Genomic DNA, 21,123 nt, shown 5'->3' on the forward strand with positions numbered 1-21,123 from the left:
CCATGAGCGCACCCCGAGACGCCCACAAGCCCGGCCGGACCGTGTCCAGCCGGGTCTTCGCCCTGCTCAACGCCTTCTCACCGGAGCGGCCCGCGCTCCGCCTCGTCGAACTGACCGCCCTCACCGGGCTGCCGGTCTCGACGGTGCACCGTATCGCGGCCGAACTCGTCGAGCTGGGGGCGTTGAAGAAGGAGCGCGACGGGGTCTACCGGATCGGGCTGCGCATGTGGGAGCTGGGCTCGCTGTGCCCGCAACCGCGCACGCTGCGGGACGTGTCGCTGCCGTTCATCCATGATCTCTACGAGACCACCGGGGAGAACGTCCACCTCGCGGTGCTCGACGGCGACGAGGTCCTCTACGTCGAACGCGTGTGGGGGCACCGCTCGGTCGACGTGGTCAGCCGCGTCGGCGGGCGATCTCCGCTGCACGCCACAGGGGTCGGCAAGATACTTCTGGCCCACGCGTCGCGCGAGCTGCAGCAGGCCGTGCTGACAGCCGGGCTGAAGCGCTACACCCCGCACACCATCGTCATGCCCGGCCTGCTGATGCGGTCGCTGCAGGAGATCCGCGCGACCGGCATCGCCCGCTGCGCCGAGGAGCTGTCGCTGGGCACCGTGTCCGTGGCGGCCCCCATCCACGGGCCCGACGGCAAGGTCGTGGCGGCGCTCTCCGTCGTCTCGCACACCGTCACCCGCACGCGGTCACTGGCGGCGGTGGAGCCCGCGCTACGGCTGGCAGCGAAGTCGATCTCCCGTGAGCTGGCCAAGGGCTACACGAGCGGGCAGGCCGGCACCGTCACTCCGATCCGGTCAGCAGCGCGGTAGCCGTCCCCGCCAGGACGGCGGCGGCGTTCCCCGGCGCGAGCCCGAGCGCCGCGACCGTACCGAGCGGGTCGGTGTCGGCGAGTTCGAACGGATAGTCCGTGCCGACGAGCACGTGGTCCACGCCGAAGTCCTCGACGAGCCGTCGCAGCAGCGGGGTCGAGAAGGTGGCGGTGTCATAGTAGAGGCGGCGCAGATAGTCGCTCGGTGGACGCGGCGTGGTCCTGGCGACCGGTTTGCGCGACCAGCCGAGGTCCAGCCTGCCGAGCAGGGACGGCAGGCACCCGCCGCCGTGTGCCAGGCACAGCGACAGGTCGTGCCTTTCCAGGACGCCGCCGAGCACGAGCCGTGAGACGGCGAGCGCGGTCTCCATCGGGAAGCCCGCGAGCTGAGGTAGCCAGTAGTCGGCGAGCCGCGGGCCGCCGGGGGCGCTGTTGGGGTGCAGGAAGACGAACACCCGGCGCTCCGCGAGAAACTCCCACAGCGGCTCGTGCACGGGATCGTCCAGTTCCGCGCCGAGGCCGCGGGTGCCGATGGCGATGCCCGCGCACCCCAGCTCGTCCAGGCAGCGGCGGGCCTCGTCCGGTGCGGCCGGCGTGCCGAGCGGCACGTACCCGAGCGGGTCGAGCACCCCGCGGTGCCCGGCGAGGAGATCGGCGAGCGCGTCGTTGCCTCGGCGGGCCACGGTGAGGACGTCCCGCTCGTCGGCGACGTCGGCGCACGTCACGAACGGCGGCACCGACACGAGCTGGCGGGTGACGCCCATCCGGCGCATGTCCTCCAGCCGCTCGGTGACGTCGTACTGGGCGGGCGACAGCGGGATCGGCGCGCCCTTCGGTATCCCGGACACCAGCGGGTCGATCCTGACCACGCCCGCGGCGAGGTCGGACAGGTCGGCGAGGCCGCGGCCGGACAGCCAGGTCAGCAAGGACATCGGCAACGCGTGGGTGTGCACGTCGATCACCGGAGCGGGTACCGGCGTGGTGTCGCTCATCCGGCCACCTCGGCGAGCCGGGCGCGGTCGAGCCGTCCCATGACGTCGCGGGGCAGCCGCTCGGCCGGGAGGACCGCGTCGATCACGACGGGGGCGTCGCGCAGCGCGTCGCGCACGGTCTTCTCCACCGTGTCCCACGACGCCGTACCCGGCGACGTCGTGTCCCGCGACGTCATGTCCCGCGACACCGTCCCCAACGACGCCGTCTCCCGCGACGCCGCCCCCCGCGGCCCCGTGTCCGGCGGCGCGACGCCCTCGACCAGAACGGCGACGCCTCCAGGACCTGTCGGGACGACCGCCGCCGGATGCCCGATGTGTCGCGACACGACGGCCTCCAGATCGCTCGGGCACACGTAGGCGTCTCCGATCCGCAGCACATCCTGGACGCGGTTGACGTGGTGAAGGCGACCGTGGGCGTCCCGTCGGCAGACGTCGCCGGTGCGCAGCCACCCGTTCTCGAACGGTGTGCCCGAAGGGAAGGCGTAGCCGCGCGCGGTGGTCGGGCCCCGTACCCACAGCTCCCCCGGCTGCCCCGCCGGGAGGTCACAGCCATCGGGACCGCACACCCGGACCTCGGTGCCGGGGAACGGCACGCCGAGCGAGGAGCGAAAGCGCGGGTCCAGGTGGTCGGCCGGGCGGGTCCACGCGATCGTCTTGGGCACCTCGACCTGGCCGAACACCCCGCACAGCACCTCGCCGAACAGCGCGTGCGCACGGTCGATCTCCTCGTCGGTGAACGAGGCCCCGCTGTAGACCACCAACGCCAGGGACGACCAGTCGTGCCCGGCGGCACCGGGGTGGACCGGCAGCGCGCGCAGCGCGGGCGGCATCGCCATCAGCACGGTCGGACGGTGCCGGACGGCGGCCTCCAGCAGCGCGTCAGAGCCGGGACGTTCCGGGACGACGAACGTCCCGCCCAGCATCAGCGTCGGCAGCACCATGTTGCCGAAGCCGCCGGACACCGACTCCGGGCAGAGCACGCGCGGCCGTTCCGGCCACGGCAGGGTGTCGCGCAGCACGGTCGCCACCGTGCCCAGCGCACCGCCGGACAGCTCGACGCCCTTGACCGGACCGGTGGTGCCGGAGGTGAACGCCAGCCGTACCACCGCGCTCGCGGGCGCGGGCGCGGGTACGGCGGTGCCGGGCTCCCCGGCGACCGTCACCGTGGCCGTCAGGTCGCGATCGGTCAGCACGCGAACCTCCGGACGTGCCCGCAACCACGCGTCCAGATCCGGGTCACCCGGTTCGGTGAGCACGGCGTCCGGCGCGACGAGGTCCAGCCGCTCGGCGAGTGCCGCGCCGCGCAACGCCCCCGGCGACAGCGCGGCCGAACGGTGACCCGCCACGTAGCAGGCGGCGTTCACCAGCCACTGCAGCGGGTCGTTGGGCCGGATCTGCAGCACCGTGTCACCCGGCCGCAGGCCTGCCCCGGCCAGCGTGTCCGCCACGCCCAGCACCAGCCGCTCCGCCTCACGGTAGGTCAGCCCGGCCCCTCCGTGCAGAAACGCGACGTGGTCGGGACGCGCGCGCAGCGCGTCGAGCACCAGGTCGCCGATCGCCGTCACAGCCGTTCGTCCGGCATGACCGTGCCGCAGGACTTGCAGGTCCTCGCCACGACGTCGCCGTAGAACCGCTGGTAGGCGCCCGCCACCGGGTCGGTGCGGTAGTCGCTCACGTGGACGGCCTCCTCGTGGAGGAACTCATCGCAGGCGGGACAGAACCAGCGGAAGCGGTCCAGCTCGCCCGGCCGCCGCAGCCGTTCGATGACCAGCACGAACGCGTCCGGCGCGAACCGGGGCGAGTGGGCGATCCCGGTCGGGGTGAAGATGGTCCCGCCCTCGGGGATCACCGCGATGTCCGAGCCGCCCTCCGGCTTGCGGTAGTGCAGGTCCATGGAGCCCTCCACCATGAACATCACCTCGTCGCTCGGGTTGAGGTGGAACTCGCTGCGGTATTCGCGGCCACGGGCGAGGAAGGCGAGCGACTCGCTCTCCTGCCACAGCACCTTGACCCGTTTGCCGCTCTCCCGCAGCTCGTCGGCCGCCTTGCGCAACTCGATGATGGGCATCTGGCTGGGGTGCATGGTTACCTCCTGAGGTTCTGCTCAGCCGAGCAGGCCGGTGTCGTACACGATCTGGCCGCCAACGACGGTCATCAGGACCTCGGTCGCGCGGAGTCGGTCGTCGGGCGCGGTGAGCGGGTCGGCGCCGAGCACGGCCAGGTCGGCGAGCGCGCCCGCGGTGAGCCGGCCCTTCACCTCCTGCTCCCCGGTGTGCGCGGCGCCGGACGTGGTGTAGAGGCGCAGGGCCTCCGCCCGGGTGACCGCCTGTGCGCCCCCCACGACGTCGCCGGCCGCGTCGTGCCTGGTCGTCATCGCGTAGATGTTCTGGAACGGGTCGAGGGTGTTGATCGGATAGTCGGTGCCGGCCGCGACACCGTCGAGCCCGAGGCCGTCCACGAGGTCGCGCAGCGGCACGGCGGCCTCGGTGCGGGCGTCTCCGAGGTGACCGGCGATGGCCGCCCGGTTGCGCCACAGGAACGGGATCTGCGCGGCCACCTGGACGCCCAGCGCGCGGGCGCGGGCGATCTGGTCGGGCTGGATCAGGCTGGCGTGGATGAGCACGTCCGGGAGGAGGCCCGGATGCCGGGTGGCCGCGTAGACGTCGAGCGCGACGTCGATCGCGGCGTCGCCCACCACGTGCGTGCCGACCGGCCAGCCCGCGCGGTGCGCCGCGCCGACCAGCTCGGCGAGCCGGTCCCGGTCGGCGATCAGCTCGCCGTGATAACCGGGACGGGTGCGGTACGGCTCGCGTGTAGCCGCCGTACCGAGCGTCATACCACCGTCCACCTGCAGCTTTATACCCCGGGTGAGGTAGTGCCTGCCAATGGGCGCGGGCGGGCCAAGGGCCAGCGCCGCCTCCCAGTCCGCGATCTCGACCGACGGGTTGAGCTCGCCGGTCGGCGTGACCATCGCGGCCACGCGGAGCGTTGAGCGTCCGTCCACGGCCAGCCCGCGCACCGCCTCGACGTCTTCCGGCGGTAGCGCGCCCGCCACGACCGAGGTGACGCCGCACCGGTTGAGCGCTCGCATCGCGGCGGTGAGCTGGGCAGCCCGCTCCTCGCGGGACCAGGCCGGCACCACCCGGGCGACGGCGTGCATGGCACCCTCGACCAACCGGCCGTCGTGCCCCTCCGGGGCGATGCCGGCCCGTTCCAGCGCGGCGGTGCCAGCCGTCGCGGCGTGGCCCTCCGGCAGATAGACCGGGCGTCCGCCCGCCGCGCGATCCAGCTCGCGCCGGTCGGGCCCCCGGCCCTCGGCGAGCTGGAGCGCCGGGTTCCACGGCTGTCCCAGCACCCATGCGCCGGGCTCGCGGGTGGCGGCGAGGGTGGCGATCCGGTCCAGCGCGGCGTCCAGCGTGCGGACGCCCGCGAACGACACGGTGTACCCGTCCATGCCCGCGTTCTCGAAGTGGCAGTGCGAGTCGATCAGCCCGGGGATCACGGTCCGGCCCGCGAGCCGTACCACCCTGGTGGACGGGCCGGCCAGGTGTTCGACATCGGCGTCCGAGCCGACCGCGGACACCCGGCCACCGGTCACCGCGACCGCCTCGGCGACCGTGCCGCGCGCGTCCAGCGTGTGCACCCGGCCGCCGAGCAGGACCAGGTCGGTCATCGCCGGATCACGGCGGCGACGCACTCGACCTCGACCTGCACGCCGGTGCGGTGCGGGGTCGCGATGACCGTGGTCCGCGCGGGGAAGTGCGGGGCGCCCTCGAAGAACTCGCGGTAGACGGCGTTGAACACCGGGAAGTTCGCCACGTCCCGCACGAAGCAGGTGCACTTGAGGATGGACTCCCGGCCACCGCCCGCCGCCTCGACGACCGCGACCAGGTTGGTGAGCGTCTGCCTGACCTGCTCGGCGAAGTCGTCGGAGACGATGGTGCGGGTCTCCGGGTCAAGCGGCCCGGTGCCCGAACAGTAGATGGTGTCACCGTGCACGATCGCCTGGGAGAGCGGTGCGGCCGTACCCGTGGAGAAGCCCACGGTGGGTGCGTTGCGGGTGCTGACGGCTCGGATGTCGGTCATTGTCTGCTCCTTGCGAGTCGGACGCGCGGGTCGCGGTGAGGCGGCCCCCGTCACGAGATCTCCATGATGACGGCCTTGGGTTCGGTGAAGAACTCCCGGCTGTACGTGCCGCCCTCGCGTCCGACGCCGGAGTTCTTCGCGCCGCCGAAGGGCGCGCGGAGGTCTCTGACGAAGAAGCAGTTCGCCCAGACGGTGCCGACCCGCAGCGCGCGTGCGACGCGGTGGGCGCGGGAGAGGTCCTGGGTGAACAGCATGGCGTTCAGGCCGTACGGCGTGTCGTTGGCCGCCGTCACCGCCTCCGCCTCGTCGTCGAACGGGAGCACGACCACGACGGGCCCGAAGATCTCCTCCTGGGTGACCCGGTCGCGCTGCCCCGCGCCGACCACCACGGTCGGCCGCACGGCCCACCCCTCGCCCAGACCGCCCGTGTGCAGCCGCGCGCCGGCCTCCGTCGCGATGTCGAGGTAGCCGGCCACCTTCGTGAAGTGCTCCTGGGAGGACAGCGGGCCGATCTGCGTCGCCTCGTCCTTCGGGTCGCCGAGCACGAGCGCGTCGGCGGCGGCGGTGAACCTGGCCAGGAACTCGTCGTACACCTCGCGCTGCACGTACAGCCGGCTGCCGGCCAGGCAGACCTGCCCGCTGTTACTGAAGATCGCCCGGATGGACCAGTCGACCGCCTGGTCGAGGTCCGCGTCGGCGAAGACGATGTTGGCGCCCTTGCCGCCCAGCTCCAGGCTCACCGGGGTCAGGTTGGCCGCCGCTGCCCTGGAGATCAGCCGGCCGGTGGCGGACTCGCCGGTGAAGGTGATCCGGTCGACCAGCGGCGACTCGGTCAGCGCCTGGCCCACCGAATTCGGCCCGAACCCGTGGACGACGTTGAGCACCCCGGGCGGCAGACCGGCCTCGATCGCCAGCCGGGCCAGGATGGTGGCTGAGGCGGGCGACTGCTCGGCGGGCTTGAGCACGACCGTGTTCCCCCACGCCAGCGCGGGCGCGACCTTCCAGCTCGCCATCATGAGCGGGAAGTTCCACGGCGCGATGGCGGCCACCACGCCCGCGGGATCGTACTGGGTGTAGGCGTGGTGCCCGGTCGGCATCGGGAACGTCTCGGCGGGGGTGATCTGGGCGTGGTCGGCGAAGAACCGGAAGTTCCGCGCCGCGCGGGGGACGTCGTGGCCCGCGGTCTGGGTGATCGGCTTGCCCATGTCCGCGGTGTCGGCCGCCGCCAGCTCGTCGACGTGCTTCTCCACCAGGTCGGCGAGGCGGTGCATGATCGCGCCGCGCTCGGCGAAGCTCATCCGCGGCCACGGGCCCTCGTCGAAGGCCGAGCGCGCGGCGCGTACGGCGCGCTCGGCGTCGCCGGCCGAGCCGAGAGCCACCGTGGCCCACGACTCCCGAGTCCACGGGTCCACGGACTCGAACGTCGTCCCGTCGGCCGAGGCGACCTCCTCACCCGCGATGACGTGCCCGAACGATTCCACTGCCGGTCCTCCTCTTTCTCGCTGTGTCGTAAACTCTCGGCGTGCGACCGGCGCACGCTCAACGGGCGCTTTCCACTCGGTGGGAAGCTTCCGTGGGAAACACGGTCAGCGGCCACGCACCGCGCGCGACCACTCCGCCCACCGCCGCCCGAACTCGGGCGAGCGCACCGCCCTGATCTGCTCGGTGATCTCCCGGTCGACCGCCTCCGCGAACCCGCCGTCGACCGCCGCGGCGATCAGGCGCTTAGTCGCCCTCGCCGCCTCGGGAGGCGCCGCCGCGAGCTGCCCGGCGCGATCGAGCGCCTGCGCGAGCGGGTCGGCCACGACGACGTCGAGCAGGCCGATCCGCACGGCCTCCTCCGCCGCGACCTTCCGCCCGGACAGTGCCAGCTCCGTCGCCCGCGCCGCGCCGACCGCCCGCGCCAGCAGCCACGACACGCCGAAGTCGGGGACCAGCGCCATCTTGATGAACGGGCTGGCGAACACCGCGCCCGGCGAGCCGATCCGCAGGTCACATGCGAGGGCGAGCGCCACCCCCGCACCGACGGCCGCGCCGTCCACGGCGGCGACGGTCGGCGCGTGGAACTCCAGCAGCAGTTCGGCTATCCGGAACTCGCGGGTCATGCGCTCCCGCGCGTCCTGCGACGACTCGTTCCCCAGATCGCCGATCACGTCCAGGTCGCCGCCCGCGCAGAACGCGCCGCCGCGCCCGGTCACCACCAGGACCCGGACGGCGGCGTCGCCGTCCAGCTCGCGCAGCACCTCGGGCAGCCCGTCGAGCAGCGTACGGTCCAGCGCGTTCCGGCGATGCGGCCGGTCTAGCTCCAGCAGCGCGACTCCCTCGGCGGGGAAGGTCACCCGCAGTCCACGTACGTCCATGGCTCAGAGCTGACCGGACGAGGGGCCCGGTGACCAGGACCGGTTCTCATTGAGCGGAACTCCGCAGGTGGCCGGGCACCGTGCCACCACGCATGATCGGAGCGCATGACGCTCCGTGCACACCGGGTGCACATCGAGGTTCTGGAGGAAATTCGTGAACGAGCAGTTGCGCGGCAAGACGGCGATCGTCACCGGGGCGGCGTCGGGTATCGGACGCGCGACCGCCGCGCTGTTCGCCGCCCGTGGCGCGGCGGTGCTCGCCGTGGACCGCGAGGAGAAGGGCCTGCTGGACCTGCGGGACGAGGTGACGGCGGCGGGCGGCGAGGTGGCCGTGCTGGCCATCGACCTCGCCGCGGCGGGCGCGGCGGAGCGGGTCTTCGACTACTGCGCCGAGGCCGTCGGCGCGCCGAACGTGCTCGCCAACATCGCGGGCAAGGCCGGGGACCGCTCGGCGGCCGACACCACGGACGAGGACTTCGAGTTCTTCCTGCGGGCCAACCTCGGCACGACGTTCGCGCTCAGCCGCCGCGCGGTGATCGCGTTCGGTGCCGGGGGCGGAGCGATCGTCAACACGTCCTCGGCGTTCGCGCTGACCGGGGTCGCCGGATCCGCGCCGTACTCGGCGGCCAAGGGCGCGGTCTCCAGCCTCACCCGCCAGATGGCCGCCGAGTACGGCCGGCGCGACATCCGGGTCAACGCGGTGGCGCCGGGCCTGATCGAGACCCCGGCCACCCGCGCGAAGATCGCCGCGGGCGTCTTCGACGACCTGGTGACCCGGTCGCGCCCGCTGCCCAGGGTCGGGCAGCCGATCGACGTCGCACGGGTCGTCGCGTTCCTCGCGTCCGACGAGGCGGCGTTCGTCACCGGCCTCACCGTCCCGGTGGACGGCGGCTGGACCAGCACGCACTTCCGCGACTGACGGCGACAGCGACGACGCGGAACGGGCCGGGGCCGATGTCGGCCCCGGCCCGTTCCGGTTCTCTACGAGCGCGCCCTGCGCTCCGCGATCGTCTCGCCGTCCACGGCCCAGTGGGTCGGCGGCAGCTCGCGTACCAAGACCCGCACCGACTCGGACGGGACCCCGAGACTGCGCACGACCGCGTCGTGGACGGCCGAGATCATCTCGCGCAGTTCGGGCTCGGTACGGCCGGTCAGCAGTGAGATGTCGACGATCGGCATGATGTCTTCCTTTCTGGTCGGGGCGGGACGGTCAGTCCTTCTCGCGTGCGGCTTTGGTCGGGACGGAACGGTCAGCCGCCCTTACGTGCGACTCCGGTCGGAATGAGATGGTCAGCCACCGCTTACGTGCGACTCTGGTTGGGGCGGGACGGTCAGCCCTCCTTATGTGCGACTCCGGTCCGGACGGGACGGTCAGCCCTTCTTACGTGCGACGGGTTCCTCGGCCGTGTCACCGGCCAGTCGCACCTCGGCGAGGTCCACGCCCTTGGTCTCCGGCAGGGTGAACAGCAGGATCAGCAGGCCCAGCGCCATCGCGCCGACCGGATACCACAGGGCGGTGGTGATGCTGCCCACCTCGGCCCCGATCGCGACCATCGTCGCCGGCAGCAGCCCGCCGAACACCCCGACGCCGAGCTGGTAGGGGATCGAGAGGGCGGTGGCGCGCACCCTGGTCGGGAACACCTCCGCCATCGCCGTCGCGGCCGGCCCCTGGGCCATCTGCGCGAACGCGACCAGTGCGAGGAGCAGCAGCGCGACGGTGAGGACGGGCCCGCTGAAGAAGTCCCCAACGCCGTCGATTTTGAGCGTGCCGCCCGATCCGTCGGCCGGGTATCCGGCCGCCTTGAGCGCCGCCGACAGGTCGTCCTTCAGCTGTGGCCCGCCGGAGACCTCGGTGTCGTTCACGAGGACCTTGGTGGGGCCGGTGGTGTCCTGCCGCTCGAAGATGACCGAGTTGCTCTGGAGCACGTTCCGCGCCCGGTCGCAGTCGGAGGTGAAGGTGGCGGTGCCTGCGGGGTTGAACTGGAAGGAACACTCGGCCGGGTCGGCCTGGATGGTGACCGACACGTTCTCCTGCGCCCGGGCGAGATCCGGGTTCGTGGTCGAGACGATGGCACCGGTGATCGGGAACGTGAGCAGCGCGGCCAGCCCGAGCCCGGCGAACAGCACGGGTCGCCGCCCGACCTTGTCGGACACCCAACAGGCGAGGACGCACAGGAAGAACCCGATCAGCATGACCACCATGAAGATCGCGTTGATCGTGAACGAGTCGGCCTTGAGGTAGGTCTTCATCGTGGTCACCATGTACACGGTGGACAGGTAGCCGATGAACGACTGCGTCGCGGCCATCACGAACACGATCGCCACCATGCGCACCCGCGCCCGCGAGCCGAACGCCTCGCGCAGCGGCGCCTTGGTCTGGGTGCCCTCCTCCTTCATCTTCAGGAACAGCGGGCTCTCGTGCAGCTTGGTACGGATCCACACGGAAAGCGCGAGCGGCACGACGGAGATGAGGAACGGCACCCGCCAGCCCCACGCCTCGAAGGCCTCCACGCCCACGATGGCCTGCACCAGCAGTTGCACACCCAGCGACATGCTGAAGGCGAGCGCCGTAGTACCGGTCAGCCAGCCGACGAAGAAACCGCGCTGCCGCGCGGGGGCGTACTCGGAGACGTAGGTGACCGCGGCACCGAACTCGCCACTGACCGCGAGTCCCTGCAGGATGCGGCAGGTCACCAGCAGGATCGGGGCCAGGATGCCGATCTCGTCCGCGGTGGGCAGCAGCCCGACGGCGACCGTCGAGACGCCCATCAGCACCAACGTCATCAAGAACACGATCTTGCGGCCGACCAGGTCGGTGATCCGTGCGAACACCAGCGCGCCGATCGGGCGGACGACGAACCCTGCGGCGAAGGTCAGCAGCGCGAACACGGTCTGCGCCGACGATCCGTAGTCGCTGAAGAACTTGCTGCCGATCACGGGGATGAGTGCGCCGTATAGGAAGAAGTCATACCACTCGAACGCCGTGCCGACGGCCGACGCGCCGACGACCTTGAATTCCTGTTTGTTCATCGACGGTTTCCTCCAGCTGGGATGTTTCCCTCCGCCTCGGGGGCATGACGGCGGGTTGGAGTGACCGTAGGACCAGCGACGACGGAATCGACCACCAGATTTCCGGTGTGTGGGAATACCAGCTGAAAGTCGTACCCGCCAAGATCCGCTACCGCTGCCTCCGCGACCCCGACGAGGACGTGATCGAGCCGATGAGGCGGCCCTACCGCAGTCAGAACGCCCGCGCCGACCGCCAGTCACGGTCTACGCGCGCCGGCAGCCCCGCGCCGGCGCGGATACGCGCCGACGCCGTCGACTGCCGAGGGCACGCGCCGATCAGATCCAGCAGCACCGAGATGCGCAACATCATGCGTCACGTTGCGACCCCTCGCAGAGGATGAGGACTTGTAGTCACTACTCGGCGGTTGTTCCTGCGCCTGCGATTTTCTGTGTTTGCGCGGGCGGAGTTTCCATTGATGGCGCTGAACTTCCGTCGGAAAACAACAAAAGTTCTACGAGTTCGGCCGTAACATCTGGACAGTCGGTACGTAACATTTTAAGCTCACACCAGAATGAGCCGCGAAGTTGGCGAAAGTTCGGGAGGTGCGGCGATTGAGAACGCAGCATCTCGATCTTCGCCCCCCGCCCGGCGAGGGGCACCACCCGAGGCCGAGGTCGGCGGGCGGGTCGAACCGCCGCGCGGGCGCGCGGCCGTCGGGCCGAAATCGGAGTGATCGGGAGCCGGCCCCCTCGCCCACTCACCCCCCTCGAACGGCCTGGAGGTCGTCATGCTGCCACCGCTCTCTCCCACCATGACCCGCTGACGGCCGACGCGGCACCCGAGGGTGCCGTGCCGCCGTCACAGGGGGGATAGCCGGGTCGGCGGGGGCGGACGCCGACCGCTCCTGCCGACCCGGTCCCACCTTCCCGTTTCCCCTCCTGTCGTCCCGCCCCCCTCGTTTCCTCCCCCTGCCGACCCGGTTCCACCTCCCCTTTCCTCGCGCCGTGGTCACCGGCGACGGCCATCTTCGTGATGCTCTCCGACGCGCTCGCCCATGCTCACCGAACGGCGCACCCCGATCACACAGTGCTCGAAAGTGACGTGCCTCACATTTCCTGACAGGAGCTTATTGACTGTTTTACCAATAGCAGTCACAGTTTGTCCGAGCGACGTCGCCGAGGGATTCCCCACCTCTCCAACGTCGTCGGCGTGATCGGCGCACGCCCGCATGGACTCGTACCACAGGAAGCGAGCACCGCCGATCATGCTAAGAAAACTCGTCTCTTGCGTCGCCGTACTGGCGACGGCCCTCAGCCTGGCTCCCCCACCGGCGCAGGCCGCACCGAACACCGCACCGAACATCACCAAGAACACCGCGTCGAACGCGGTGGCGCTCGCGGCGCCCGGCTACACCCAGGTGACGCTCGCCAAGGGTGCGGCGGAGACCGGGGAGCCGATGGGACTCACCGTCCTGCCCAACCGGGGCGTGCTGCACACCTCGCGCGACGGCACGATCCGCTACACCGACGTGCTGGGCAACACCAAGGTGGCGCTCACCATCCCGGTGTACACGCACGACGAGGAGGGCCTGCAGAGCATCAAGGCCGACCCGAACTTCGCGTCGAACCGGTGGGTGTACGTCTACTACGCGCCGCCGCTGTCCACCCCGGCCGGTGACGCGCCGGCCTCAGGGACGGCGGCGCAGTTCGCGCCGTTCAACGGGGTGAACCGGCTCGCCAGGTACACGGTGAACGCCGACCACACCCTCAACGCGGCCTCCGCGGTCACCGTCCTCGACGTCCCCACCAGCAGGGGCATGTGCTGTCACGTCGGCGGCGACATCGACTTCGACGCGGCAGGAAACCTCTACCTGTCCACGGGTGACGACACGAACCCGTTCGACTCCGGCGGTTACACACCGATCGACGAGCGGACCGACCGCAACCCCGCCTACGACGCGCAGCGCACCTCCGCCAACAGCAACGACCTGCGGGGCAAGGTGCTGCGGATCAAGCCGAGCGCGGCCGGCGGCTACACGATCCCCTCGGGCAACATGTTCGCGCCCGGCACCGCGAACACCCGGCCGGAGATCTACGCGATGGGGTTCCGCAATCCGTTCCGGATGAACGTGGACAAGGCCACCGGCATCGTCTACCTGGGCGACTACGGGCCGGACGCGGGCACCGCGAGCGCCACCCGCGGCCCGGCGGCGTCGGTCTCGTTCGAGCGCATCACCCAGCCCGGCTTCTACGGCTGGCCGTACTGCTCGCAGTTCAACGTGCCGTACATCGACTTCACGTTCCCGTCGGGTCCTTCGGGCTCCGCGTTCAACTGCGCCGGCGGGCCGGTGAACACCTCGCGCAACAACACCGGCATCACCCAGCTCCCGGCCTCGCGCGCGGCCTGGCTGCCGTACGGGGTCGGCCAGGACCGGTCGGAGCTGTGCTGCGGAAGCTGGTCGCCGATGAACGCCCCGGTCTACAACTACGACGCCGGGCTCGCCTCCGACGTGAAGTTCCCGGCGTCGATGAACGGCAAGGTGTTCATCGGCGAGTTCGGCCGGCGGTGGATCAAGACGGTCACCCTCGCCTCCGGCGGCGGGGTGGGCGCGATCGAGCCCTTCCCCGCCTGGACCGGCACCCAGGTGATGGACATGGAGTTCGGGCCGGACGGCGCGCTGTACGTGCTCGACTACGGCACCGGCTGGTTCGGCGGCGACGCGAACTCGGCCGTGTACAGGATCGAGTACAACTCAGGCACCGGACAGGCGCCCATCCCGGTGATCAACGCCACCCCGAAGGCCGGCAACGCGCCGCTCACCGTGCAGTTCAGCTCGGCCGGGACGACGGATCCGGACGGCGACCCGATCACCTACGCGTGGGACTTCACGACGAACGGCAGCACCGACTCGACCGCGGCCAACCCGTCGTTCACCTACACGGCCAACGGCACGTACACCGCGACGTTGACGGTGAGCGACAACACCGGCCGCAGCGCCACGGCGAGCACCGTCATCAGCGTCGGGCAGCCGACGGTCACCCTCAACCTGCCGCTCAACGGGCGGGTGTTCAACTTCGGCGACGCGATCCCGTTCCAGATCAGCGTCACCGATCCGAACTCCCCGACCGTCGACTGCTCCCGAGTGAAGATCAACTACATTCTCGGCCACGACAGTCACGGCCACCAGATGACCAGCGCGACCGGCTGCTCGGGCACCATCCAGACTCCCGTGGACGGTGAGCACGACGCCAACGCGAACATCTTCGGCGTCTTCGACGCGGAGTACACCCCGGCCGGCTCGACCACGGCCGTCCACGCGCCGCAGGCCGTCCTGCAGCCGCGGACCCGCCAGGCCGAGCACTACAGCGCCCAGCAGGGTGTGCAGATCGTGGCCAAGCCGTCGGCGAACGGCGGCAACGCGGTCGGGCACGTCGAGAGCGGGGACTGGATCTCGTTCACGCCGTACAACCTGACCGGGGTCACGTCGTTCACCGCCCGGGTCGCGTCGGCGGGTGCCGGTGGCACGCTCACCCTGCGGGCCGGTTCCGCGACCGGGACGGTGATCGGCACGGCCACGGTCGCACCGACCGGCGGCTGGGAGAACTGGGTCAACGTCACCGGCACGGTGACGCCGCCCTCGGGGACGACGAACCTGTTCCTGGTCTTCACCGGGGGGACGGGGTCGCTGTTCGACCTCGACTCCTTCACCTTCAACGGTGGCACCACGTCGACGAACCTCGCGCTGAACAAGCCGGCGACGGCCTCCAGCGTGGAGTCGGCCACCTACCCCGCCTCCGCCGCGGTGGACGCGTCGGCGACGACCCGGTGGTCCAGCGCGTTCTCCGACCCGCAGTGGATCCAGGTCGACCTGGGCGCCACGTACACGATCAACAGGGTGCGTCTGGTGTGGGAGGCGGCCTACGGTTCCGCGTACCAGATCCAGACCTCGACGAACGGAACGACCTGGGCCAATGCCCGATCGGTGACCGGCGGCAACGGCGGTGAGGACGACCACACCGGCCTGAGCGCCTCCGCCAGGTACGTGCGGATCCACGGCACCACCCGGGCCACGGTGTACGGGTACTCCCTGTTCACCTTCGAGGTCTACGGAAGCTGATCAACGGGGCGGGGCCGGTCACCCGGCTCCGCCCCGCCGGAGACGAGGGTCCGGACATGGCGGTGGCCCCGCCTCACCCCCCCAGGGGAAACGGGGCCACCGTTTTCCGACCGGACCCGCCTGAGCCGGGTGAGCGCACATCCGGTCGGAAAATCAGGTACGGCGCTACGCGGCCGTCGTCACGAGGTCAGCCCGCGCTGCAGGAGACCGTCGGCCAGGTCGAGTTACCGTTGCGCTGGATCGTCACACCCCAGTTGTTGCCGTTGCCGTTGGGCCTCGCGGTCAGCACCTGGGCGCTGGGGTAGTTGGCGCTGATGTTCCAGGTGGAGAGGATCTTCGCGGGGGACGGGACGTTCATCGTCACGGTCCAGTTGTTCGAACCGCTGACCGAGACGTTGAGGTTGTAGCGGTCACTCCACTGCTCGCCCGCGGAGAGCGACGCGGTGCAGCCACCGTTGCCGCCGCCGTTGTTGCCACCGCCGTTGTCGCCGCCGGAGGAGCCGCCGATCGTGATGTTGGAGTTTCCGCTGCTCTGGTATCCCTCGGTGGCGAGGATCATGTAGTCGTGGCTGCCCAGGTTCATGCCGTTACGGGCCCACGCGTCGAAGTGGTTGCCGGAGGTTATGGTCCCGCCGGTCTTCTTCGACTGCCGGACGCTCCAGTACTGGTTGAACGTCTTGTTGCCCTCGATGGAGGGGGCGTTGTACCGCGTCGTCTGGTAGATGTCGTACGTGCCGCCGTCGCTGGTGACGGTGCCCTTGTACGTGCCGGTGGGCCGGTAGGTGCCCCAGTTGTCGACGATGTAGTACTCCACGAGCGGGTTTCTCGTCCATCCGTAGAGGGTGAGGTAGGCGTTGCCCGACGGGTTGAAGCTGCCCGAGTAGTTCACGGCCCTGCGCGAGCCGGTGCGCCAGCCCTTGCCGGCGACGAAGTTCCCGGTGTTCCTCCACGAGGTGCTGTAGTTTCCGCCGGACCCCAGTTCCATGGAGACCGTGCCCTGGCTGTCGGTCCAGAACGAATAGAAGTAGCCGCCGTTGTCGCCGGTCTGGTTGGTGGTGACGGCCGCGTGGGCCGGGCCGGGCAGTACCGCCACGGCGATGGCCAGGGCCACGGCGCAGGCACGGCCGACGAGCAGCCTGACGCGACCGCGTCCGCGCCTCTTGCGGGGGGCATCGTTCATGTGCGTGCTTCCTCCTCGTGAGGGCTGGGGCAGGCAGCGTGATACGACCCGGCGGAGCTCGCGGTGGCCGAGGGGACGTCCACCACGCGTTGGGGTCGTACAACGCGGCAGGGCTGGCCGGCCGTCGTACGGTCGACGGCCGGAGGACCAGGCCGCGCGGCGAGTGACCCGGATCGGCAGCGTTTCGGGCTGTCGATGGTGAGAGTGTGGGTTCGCCTCCGCCGAACTGTCAATAAGTTTCAGAAACATATCGGAAATCTGATCTTGCTAGAGCTTTGCCGATAGAACGTTTTGCCTGGTAGCAGAGATTGCGTCATCAAGCGAGGCCGGATTGCTCCATGAAAGCTTCTCCCTGATGATCAAATACAAGACGGCGATTCCGAAACGTTTCGATGCTTCCTTGACAGGTTTCGTAACAATCCACAGAATGACTCACCAAACAGGCCCTGCTCGCCTCACCCGGGGCGAGTGACGACGGAACCGCGGTTCCGTGCGTTCCGTACGTGTTACGCCGCAGCCGTACGGTGTCCGTTCTCACCGATCGATGTTCCAGTGGAGGAACAGAATGATCGAAAACGCGACCATCGGCAGTGGAGGCCGGAGACGCCGCTCGCGCGTCCGGAATTCACTCGTCATGAGTCTCCTCGTGGTTCTCGGAACGGTGTTCGCCGTGACCTCATCACCCGCGGCGCAGGCCGCCGACTGCAGTGCCGGATATGTCGGACTCACCTACGACGACGGTCCCAACCCCGGCAACACCGCCAACCTGCTGAACGCCCTGAAGCAGAACGGCCTGCGGGCCACCATGTTCAACACCGGGCAGAACGCCCAGAACAACCAGGCCCTGGTCCGCGCCCAGCAGGACGCCGGCATGTGGATCGGCAACCACAGCTACACCCACCCCCACCTCGTCAACATGAGCAGCTCCCAGATCCAGTCGGAGCTCCAGCGGACCCAGCAGGCGATCCAGCAGGCCACGGGGACCGCCCCCAAGCTCTTCCGGCCTCCGTACGGGGAGACCAACGCCACCCTGCGATCGGTCGCGCAGCAGCTCGGCCTCACCGAGATCATCTGGGACGTCGACTCCCAGGACTGGAACGGCGCCAGTACGGCCCAGATCGTGCAGGCCGCCGGACGACTGCAGAACGGCCAGATCATCCTGATGCACGACCAGTACGCGACGACGCTCAACGCGATCCCGCAGATCGCCGCGAACCTCAGAAGCCGCAACCTGTGCGCCGGCATGATCTCCCCCTCCACCGGCAGGGCCGTGGCGCCTGACGGCGGCACCACCCCGACCAACCCGCCGACCAACCCGCCGACCGGCAGCTGCACGGCCGGCATCACCGCCGGCCAGCAGTGGAGCGACCGGTTCAACCTGTCGGTCAACGTCTCGGGAAGCAACAACTGGATCGTCACCGTGACCCTGCGGAACGCCCAGCGGATCAGCTCCACCTGGAACGGCAGCCCGACCTGGGACGGCAGCGGCAAGGTCATGACGATGCGTCCCAACGGCAGCGGCAACACCTTCGGCTTCACCGTGATGCACGGCGGCGACTGGACCTGGCCGACGGTCTCCTGCCGGGTGGGCTGACCTTCCCCACGACCTCGGCCTCGCCGGTGACCCCGGACGAGGCCGACGGACGACGGGTGCCGGTGAGCTCACGGAGCCGTCATCCGGCCGTGTCGGTCCCCGCACCGCGGATCCGCGGTGCGGGGACCGACGTCATCACTTTTCTTTGTCGTGTCGAAAATTTTTCGGGGGCCGATTCCGAGGGAGTTCGATGAAGCGTTTACTGATTGTCGGTACCACCACGCTCATGCTGGCCGGTGCGCTGAACACCGTCCCCGTGCAGGCGAAGGAGCGGCCCCCCAAGGTCGCCGAGCAGAGCCTGCGCGCACTCGCCGCCCGCCACAACCTCGCCATCGGCACCGCCGTCGACATGGACGTGCTGCGCGACGCGAGCGATCCGCAGTACCGTGCGCTCACCGCCTCGCAGTTCTCCACCGTCACCGCCGAGAACGCGATGAAGTGGGAGTCGCTGGAACCGACCCGGGGCGTGTACAACTGGGGGCCGGCCGACGAGCTGATCGAATTCGCCCGCAAGAACAAGCAGCAGGTCCGCGGGCACGTGCTGGTCTGGCAGAACCAGCTGCCGACCTGGCTCACCAAGGGCGTCGAGGACGGGACGATCAGCAAGACCCAGCTCCGCGACATCCTGCGCGACCACATCACCACCGTCGTCAAGCGCTACAAGGGCAAGATCTGGCAGTGGGACGTCGTCAACGAGGCGGCCAGCGACCCGTGGGACAGCCCGTCGTCGATCCACCTGAAGGGCTTCTGGGCGCAGCACCTCGGCCCCGGCTACATCGCCGACGCCTTCCGCTGGGCCCGCGCGGCCGACCCGGGCGCGCTGCTGTTCTACAACGACTACAACATCGAGGCGTTCGGCGATCGTGGCGCCTCGGACAAGACCTGGTACGTCTACAACATGGTCAGGCAACTGCGCGCGAGCGGCGTCCCCATCGACGGCGTGGGCAGCCAGGGGCATCTCGGCACCCAGTACGGCAACTTCAACGCCTTCCAGGCGCTGGAGGTGCTCGACGCCTTCTCCGACCTCGGGCTCGCCACGGCGTTCACCGAGGTGGACGTGCGCAGCCAGATGACCGACGGCGTGCGTGCGGGCGACTCCAACGAGGTCAACCCCCGCCTCCAGGCGTCGGCGGCCAACTTCAGCGTGCTCCTGCAGGCATGCCTCGCCAACCGGCACTGTCTGGCCTACACCGTCTGGGGATTCACCGACAGGCACTCCTGGGTGCCCGGCTGGTTCTCCGACCCCCCGGAGGGCCTGGCCACCCTGTACGACGAGTCCTACCGGCCCAAGCTCGCCTACAACGTCGTCAAGGCCGACCTGGCGTTCACCGGACCGCCCAACGTCCTGCCGAGGATCCCGCAGAAGCCCCGGCGATGAGCGAAGGCGGGGTGTCCGTGCTCGGACACCCCGCCGTTTCCCGGCCGAGCCTCCCGTGGAGGACTCGGTGACGAGACGAACGGGCCGGGCCGCGAATAGCGCGGCCCGGCCCGAAATCGGATCAGGGGCTGGTGCAGGTGGCCGTGGGGGTGGCCGCGGTGCCGTTGCCGGTGAAGCCGAAGGTGGTCGACTGACCCGCCGCGATGGAACCGTTGTAGGGGGCGTTGCGGACGGTCACGTTGGAACCGGACACGGTGTGCTGGCCGTTCCACAGGCTGCTGATGCTCTGCCCGCCCGGCCAGGCCCACTGCACGGTCCATCCGTTGACCGGCGAGCTACCCGCGCGAACGGTCACCGTCGTCTGGAACCCTCCCGGCCAGCTGTTGGTCGTCTCGACCGTCGCCGTACACGCCCCCGTACCCGGGGTGGGAGTCGGCGTCGGCGTCGGGGTCGGGGTGGGCGTCGGGGTCGGGGTCACGGTGGGAGTGGGCGACGGGGTGGGGTTCGGGGTCGCGGCGTTGAGCGCGTCCAGGACGGCGTTGTAGGCCGGCTTCTTGTTGCCGCCGCTGAACAGCAGCGGGGTGTCGCCCGAGCGCCAGGAGTCCTGGTCGCGGACGCCCCACACGGTGATGCCGTTGCAGCGGGGCACGGCCAGGCAGTCGTTGACCACCGCGGCGTAGGTCTGCGGGGAGGCGCCCTGGATGTCCAGCTCGGTGATCTGCACGTCCACACCCAGCGCCGCGAAGCTCTGGATGGTGGTGCGGTAGTTGCTGTTGTACGGGCTGCCGCTGTTGAAGTGCGACTGCAGGCCGACGCAGTCGATCGGCACGCCGCGCTGCTTGAAGTCGCGGACCATGTTGTAGACGCCCTGGGTCTTGGCCCAGGTCCAGTTGTCGATGTTGTAGTCGTTGTAGCAGAGCTTGGCGGCCGGGTCGGCGGCGCGCGCGGTGCGGAAGGCGACCTCGATCCAGTCGTTGCCGGTGCGCTGCAGGTTGGAGTCGCGTCGTCCGCCGCCGCTGTCGGAGAAGGCCTCGTTCACCACGTCCCAGGCGTAGATCTTGCCCTTGTAGTAGTTCATCACACCGTTGATGTGGTTGATCATCGCCTGGCGCAGCGCGCTGCCGGACATGTTCTCCATCCAGCGCGGCTGCTGGGCGTGCCAGGCCAGCGTGTGCCCGCGCACCCGCTTGCCGTTCTGCACCGCCCAGTTGTAGATGCGGTCGGCGTTGCCGAAGCTGAACTGGTTCTGGTTCGGCTCGGTGGCGTCGATCTTCATCTCGTTCTCGGCCGTGATCATGTCGAACTCACGGTTCGCGATCGTGGTGTACTGCGAGTCACCGAGCCTGCCGGCGCTGATCGCGGTGCCGAAGTATCGCCCGCTCTGCTGGGCCGCCGCGCCGAGCGTGGTCGCCGCGGCGCTCGCGGAACCGGCGGAAGTGGCACCGGCCGAACCCGGAACCGTCACCGCCGCGATCGTGCCGAGCACGAGGGTGCCGAGGGCACCGGCGACCAGGGTCCGGCGGAGACCACCGAGGGGGCGCCGGGTTCCGGGTGGGGGGATGGCATTTGTGCCCATGCCTGAG

17 protein-coding genes are annotated in these 21,123 nt (G+C 70.1%); 6 read left to right on the forward strand and 11 right to left on the reverse strand.

Annotation, left to right across the window (positions count from 1 at the left end):
- Nucleotides 1-2 precede the first annotated feature (2 nt).
- The gene (locus tag ABT352_RS01665; protein WP_350941677.1) at nucleotides 3-824 is read left to right on the forward strand and encodes an IclR family transcriptional regulator; all 822 of its coding nucleotides are present in this window, start codon (nucleotides 3-5) and stop codon (nucleotides 822-824) included.
- On the opposite strand, the gene ABT352_RS01670 is transcribed toward ABT352_RS01665, so the two are convergent.
- The 7 genes from ABT352_RS01670 to ABT352_RS01700 all read right to left on the reverse strand — a co-directional run bounded on the left by ABT352_RS01670 (nucleotide 796) and on the right by ABT352_RS01700 (nucleotide 8,261).
- The gene (locus tag ABT352_RS01670; protein WP_350941679.1) at nucleotides 796-1,815 is read right to left on the reverse strand and encodes an amidohydrolase family protein; all 1,020 of its coding nucleotides are present in this window, start codon (nucleotides 1,813-1,815) and stop codon (nucleotides 796-798) included. The genes ABT352_RS01665 and ABT352_RS01670 overlap by 29 nt on opposite strands.
- The gene (locus tag ABT352_RS01675; RefSeq protein ID WP_350941681.1) at nucleotides 1,812-3,380 is read right to left on the reverse strand and encodes a class I adenylate-forming enzyme family protein; all 1,569 of its coding nucleotides are present in this window, start codon (nucleotides 3,378-3,380) and stop codon (nucleotides 1,812-1,814) included. The genes ABT352_RS01670 and ABT352_RS01675 overlap by 4 nt, the downstream gene beginning before the upstream one ends.
- Complete coding sequence (locus ABT352_RS01680; protein ID WP_350941683.1) at nucleotides 3,377-3,898, reverse strand: 3-hydroxyanthranilate 3,4-dioxygenase; 522 nt, start codon at nucleotides 3,896-3,898, stop codon at nucleotides 3,377-3,379. Before ABT352_RS01680 ends, ABT352_RS01675 begins: the two co-directional genes overlap by 4 nt.
- 21 nt (nucleotides 3,899-3,919) lie before the next feature.
- The gene (locus tag ABT352_RS01685; RefSeq protein WP_350941685.1) at nucleotides 3,920-5,488 is read right to left on the reverse strand and encodes an amidohydrolase; all 1,569 of its coding nucleotides are present in this window, start codon (nucleotides 5,486-5,488) and stop codon (nucleotides 3,920-3,922) included.
- Nucleotides 5,485-5,901, reverse strand: a complete 417-nt coding sequence (locus ABT352_RS01690) for a RidA family protein (protein ID WP_350941687.1) — start codon at nucleotides 5,899-5,901, stop codon at nucleotides 5,485-5,487. Before ABT352_RS01690 ends, ABT352_RS01685 begins: the two co-directional genes overlap by 4 nt.
- A gap of 50 nt (nucleotides 5,902-5,951) precedes the next feature.
- Nucleotides 5,952-7,382 carry an aldehyde dehydrogenase gene (locus ABT352_RS01695; protein ID WP_350941688.1) on the reverse strand — a complete coding sequence of 477 codons (1,431 nt, stop codon included), beginning with the start codon at nucleotides 7,380-7,382 and terminating at the stop codon, nucleotides 5,952-5,954.
- 105 nt (nucleotides 7,383-7,487) lie between these two features.
- Entirely contained in the window at nucleotides 7,488-8,261 is a 774-nt protein-coding gene (locus ABT352_RS01700) for an enoyl-CoA hydratase/isomerase family protein (RefSeq protein ID WP_350941689.1), read from the reverse strand.
- A gap of 154 nt (nucleotides 8,262-8,415) precedes the next feature.
- Between ABT352_RS01700 and ABT352_RS01705 the strand changes: the two genes are divergently transcribed.
- Nucleotides 8,416-9,180: an SDR family NAD(P)-dependent oxidoreductase gene (locus tag ABT352_RS01705; RefSeq protein ID WP_350941690.1), complete on the forward strand. Its 765-nt coding sequence runs from the start codon at nucleotides 8,416-8,418 to the stop codon at nucleotides 9,178-9,180.
- A gap of 62 nt (nucleotides 9,181-9,242) precedes the next feature.
- Here the strand turns inward: ABT352_RS01705 and ABT352_RS01710 are convergent, their stop codons facing one another.
- Together ABT352_RS01710 and ABT352_RS01715 are read right to left on the reverse strand one after the other, a co-directional pair.
- Entirely contained in the window at nucleotides 9,243-9,440 is a 198-nt protein-coding gene (locus tag ABT352_RS01710) for a tautomerase family protein (RefSeq protein ID WP_350941691.1), read from the reverse strand.
- A gap of 192 nt (nucleotides 9,441-9,632) precedes the next feature.
- The gene (locus tag ABT352_RS01715) at nucleotides 9,633-11,291 is read right to left on the reverse strand and encodes an MFS transporter (RefSeq protein WP_350941693.1); all 1,659 of its coding nucleotides are present in this window, start codon (nucleotides 11,289-11,291) and stop codon (nucleotides 9,633-9,635) included.
- Nucleotides 11,292-11,398: 107 nt separating this feature from the next.
- Between ABT352_RS01715 and ABT352_RS01720 the strand changes: the two genes are divergently transcribed.
- The gene (locus ABT352_RS01720) at nucleotides 11,399-11,671 is read left to right on the forward strand and encodes a hypothetical protein (RefSeq protein WP_350941695.1); all 273 of its coding nucleotides are present in this window, start codon (nucleotides 11,399-11,401) and stop codon (nucleotides 11,669-11,671) included.
- A gap of 864 nt (nucleotides 11,672-12,535) precedes the next feature.
- Nucleotides 12,536-15,388 carry a carbohydrate-binding protein gene (locus ABT352_RS01725; RefSeq protein ID WP_350941696.1) on the forward strand — a complete coding sequence of 951 codons (2,853 nt, stop codon included), beginning with the start codon at nucleotides 12,536-12,538 and terminating at the stop codon, nucleotides 15,386-15,388.
- Between the two features lie 187 nt (nucleotides 15,389-15,575).
- Here ABT352_RS01725 and xynA read toward each other — a convergent pair whose 3' ends face one another.
- Entirely contained in the window at nucleotides 15,576-16,568 is a 993-nt protein-coding gene (gene xynA / locus ABT352_RS01730) for an endo-1,4-beta-xylanase XynA (RefSeq protein WP_350941698.1), read from the reverse strand.
- A 670-nt stretch (nucleotides 16,569-17,238) separates the two neighbouring features.
- Between xynA and ABT352_RS01735 the strand changes: the two genes are divergently transcribed.
- Both ABT352_RS01735 and ABT352_RS01740 read left to right on the forward strand, forming a co-directional pair.
- Complete coding sequence (locus tag ABT352_RS01735; RefSeq protein ID WP_350941700.1) at nucleotides 17,239-18,162, forward strand: polysaccharide deacetylase family protein; 924 nt, start codon at nucleotides 17,239-17,241, stop codon at nucleotides 18,160-18,162.
- 190 nt (nucleotides 18,163-18,352) lie between these two features.
- A complete protein-coding gene (locus ABT352_RS01740; RefSeq protein WP_350941702.1) occupies nucleotides 18,353-19,540 on the forward strand; it encodes an endo-1,4-beta-xylanase in 1,188 nt (395 codons plus the stop codon).
- Between the two features lie 121 nt (nucleotides 19,541-19,661).
- On the opposite strand, the gene ABT352_RS01745 is transcribed toward ABT352_RS01740, so the two are convergent.
- Nucleotides 19,662-21,116: a glycoside hydrolase family 10 protein gene (locus ABT352_RS01745; RefSeq protein WP_350941704.1), complete on the reverse strand. Its 1,455-nt coding sequence runs from the start codon at nucleotides 21,114-21,116 to the stop codon at nucleotides 19,662-19,664.
- Nucleotides 21,117-21,123: the final 7 nt, after the last annotated feature.

Origin of the sequence: Streptosporangium sp. NPDC000563, assembly GCF_040299985.1 — a bacterium.
In the GTDB taxonomy this organism is placed as follows: domain Bacteria; phylum Actinomycetota; class Actinomycetes; order Streptosporangiales; family Streptosporangiaceae; genus Streptosporangium.

Bases quoted from the DNA above. Each gene is read 5' to 3' on its own strand.
- ABT352_RS01710 (WP_350941691.1), bottom strand. From the start codon at position 9,440: ATGCCGATCGTCGACATCTCACTGCTGACCGGCCGTACCGAGCCCGAA.
- ABT352_RS01685 (WP_350941685.1), bottom strand. From the start codon at position 5,488: ATGACCGACCTGGTCCTGCTCGGCGGCCGGGTGCACACGCTGGACGCG.
- ABT352_RS01745 (WP_350941704.1), bottom strand. From the start codon at position 21,116: ATGGGCACAAATGCCATCCCCCCACCCGGAACCCGGCGCCCCCTCGGT.
- ABT352_RS01715 (WP_350941693.1), bottom strand. From the start codon at position 11,291: ATGAACAAACAGGAATTCAAGGTCGTCGGCGCGTCGGCCGTCGGCACG.
- ABT352_RS01690 (WP_350941687.1), bottom strand. From the start codon at position 5,901: ATGACCGACATCCGAGCCGTCAGCACCCGCAACGCACCCACCGTGGGC.
- ABT352_RS01740 (WP_350941702.1), top strand. From the start codon at position 18,353: ATGAAGCGTTTACTGATTGTCGGTACCACCACGCTCATGCTGGCCGGT.
- ABT352_RS01665 (WP_350941677.1), top strand. From the start codon at position 3: ATGAGCGCACCCCGAGACGCCCACAAGCCCGGCCGGACCGTGTCCAGC.
- xynA (WP_350941698.1), bottom strand. From the start codon at position 16,568: ATGAACGATGCCCCCCGCAAGAGGCGCGGACGCGGTCGCGTCAGGCTG.
- ABT352_RS01680 (WP_350941683.1), bottom strand. From the start codon at position 3,898: ATGCACCCCAGCCAGATGCCCATCATCGAGTTGCGCAAGGCGGCCGAC.
- ABT352_RS01725 (WP_350941696.1), top strand. From the start codon at position 12,536: ATGCTAAGAAAACTCGTCTCTTGCGTCGCCGTACTGGCGACGGCCCTC.
- ABT352_RS01700 (WP_350941689.1), bottom strand. From the start codon at position 8,261: ATGGACGTACGTGGACTGCGGGTGACCTTCCCCGCCGAGGGAGTCGCG.
- ABT352_RS01670 (WP_350941679.1), bottom strand. From the start codon at position 1,815: ATGAGCGACACCACGCCGGTACCCGCTCCGGTGATCGACGTGCACACC.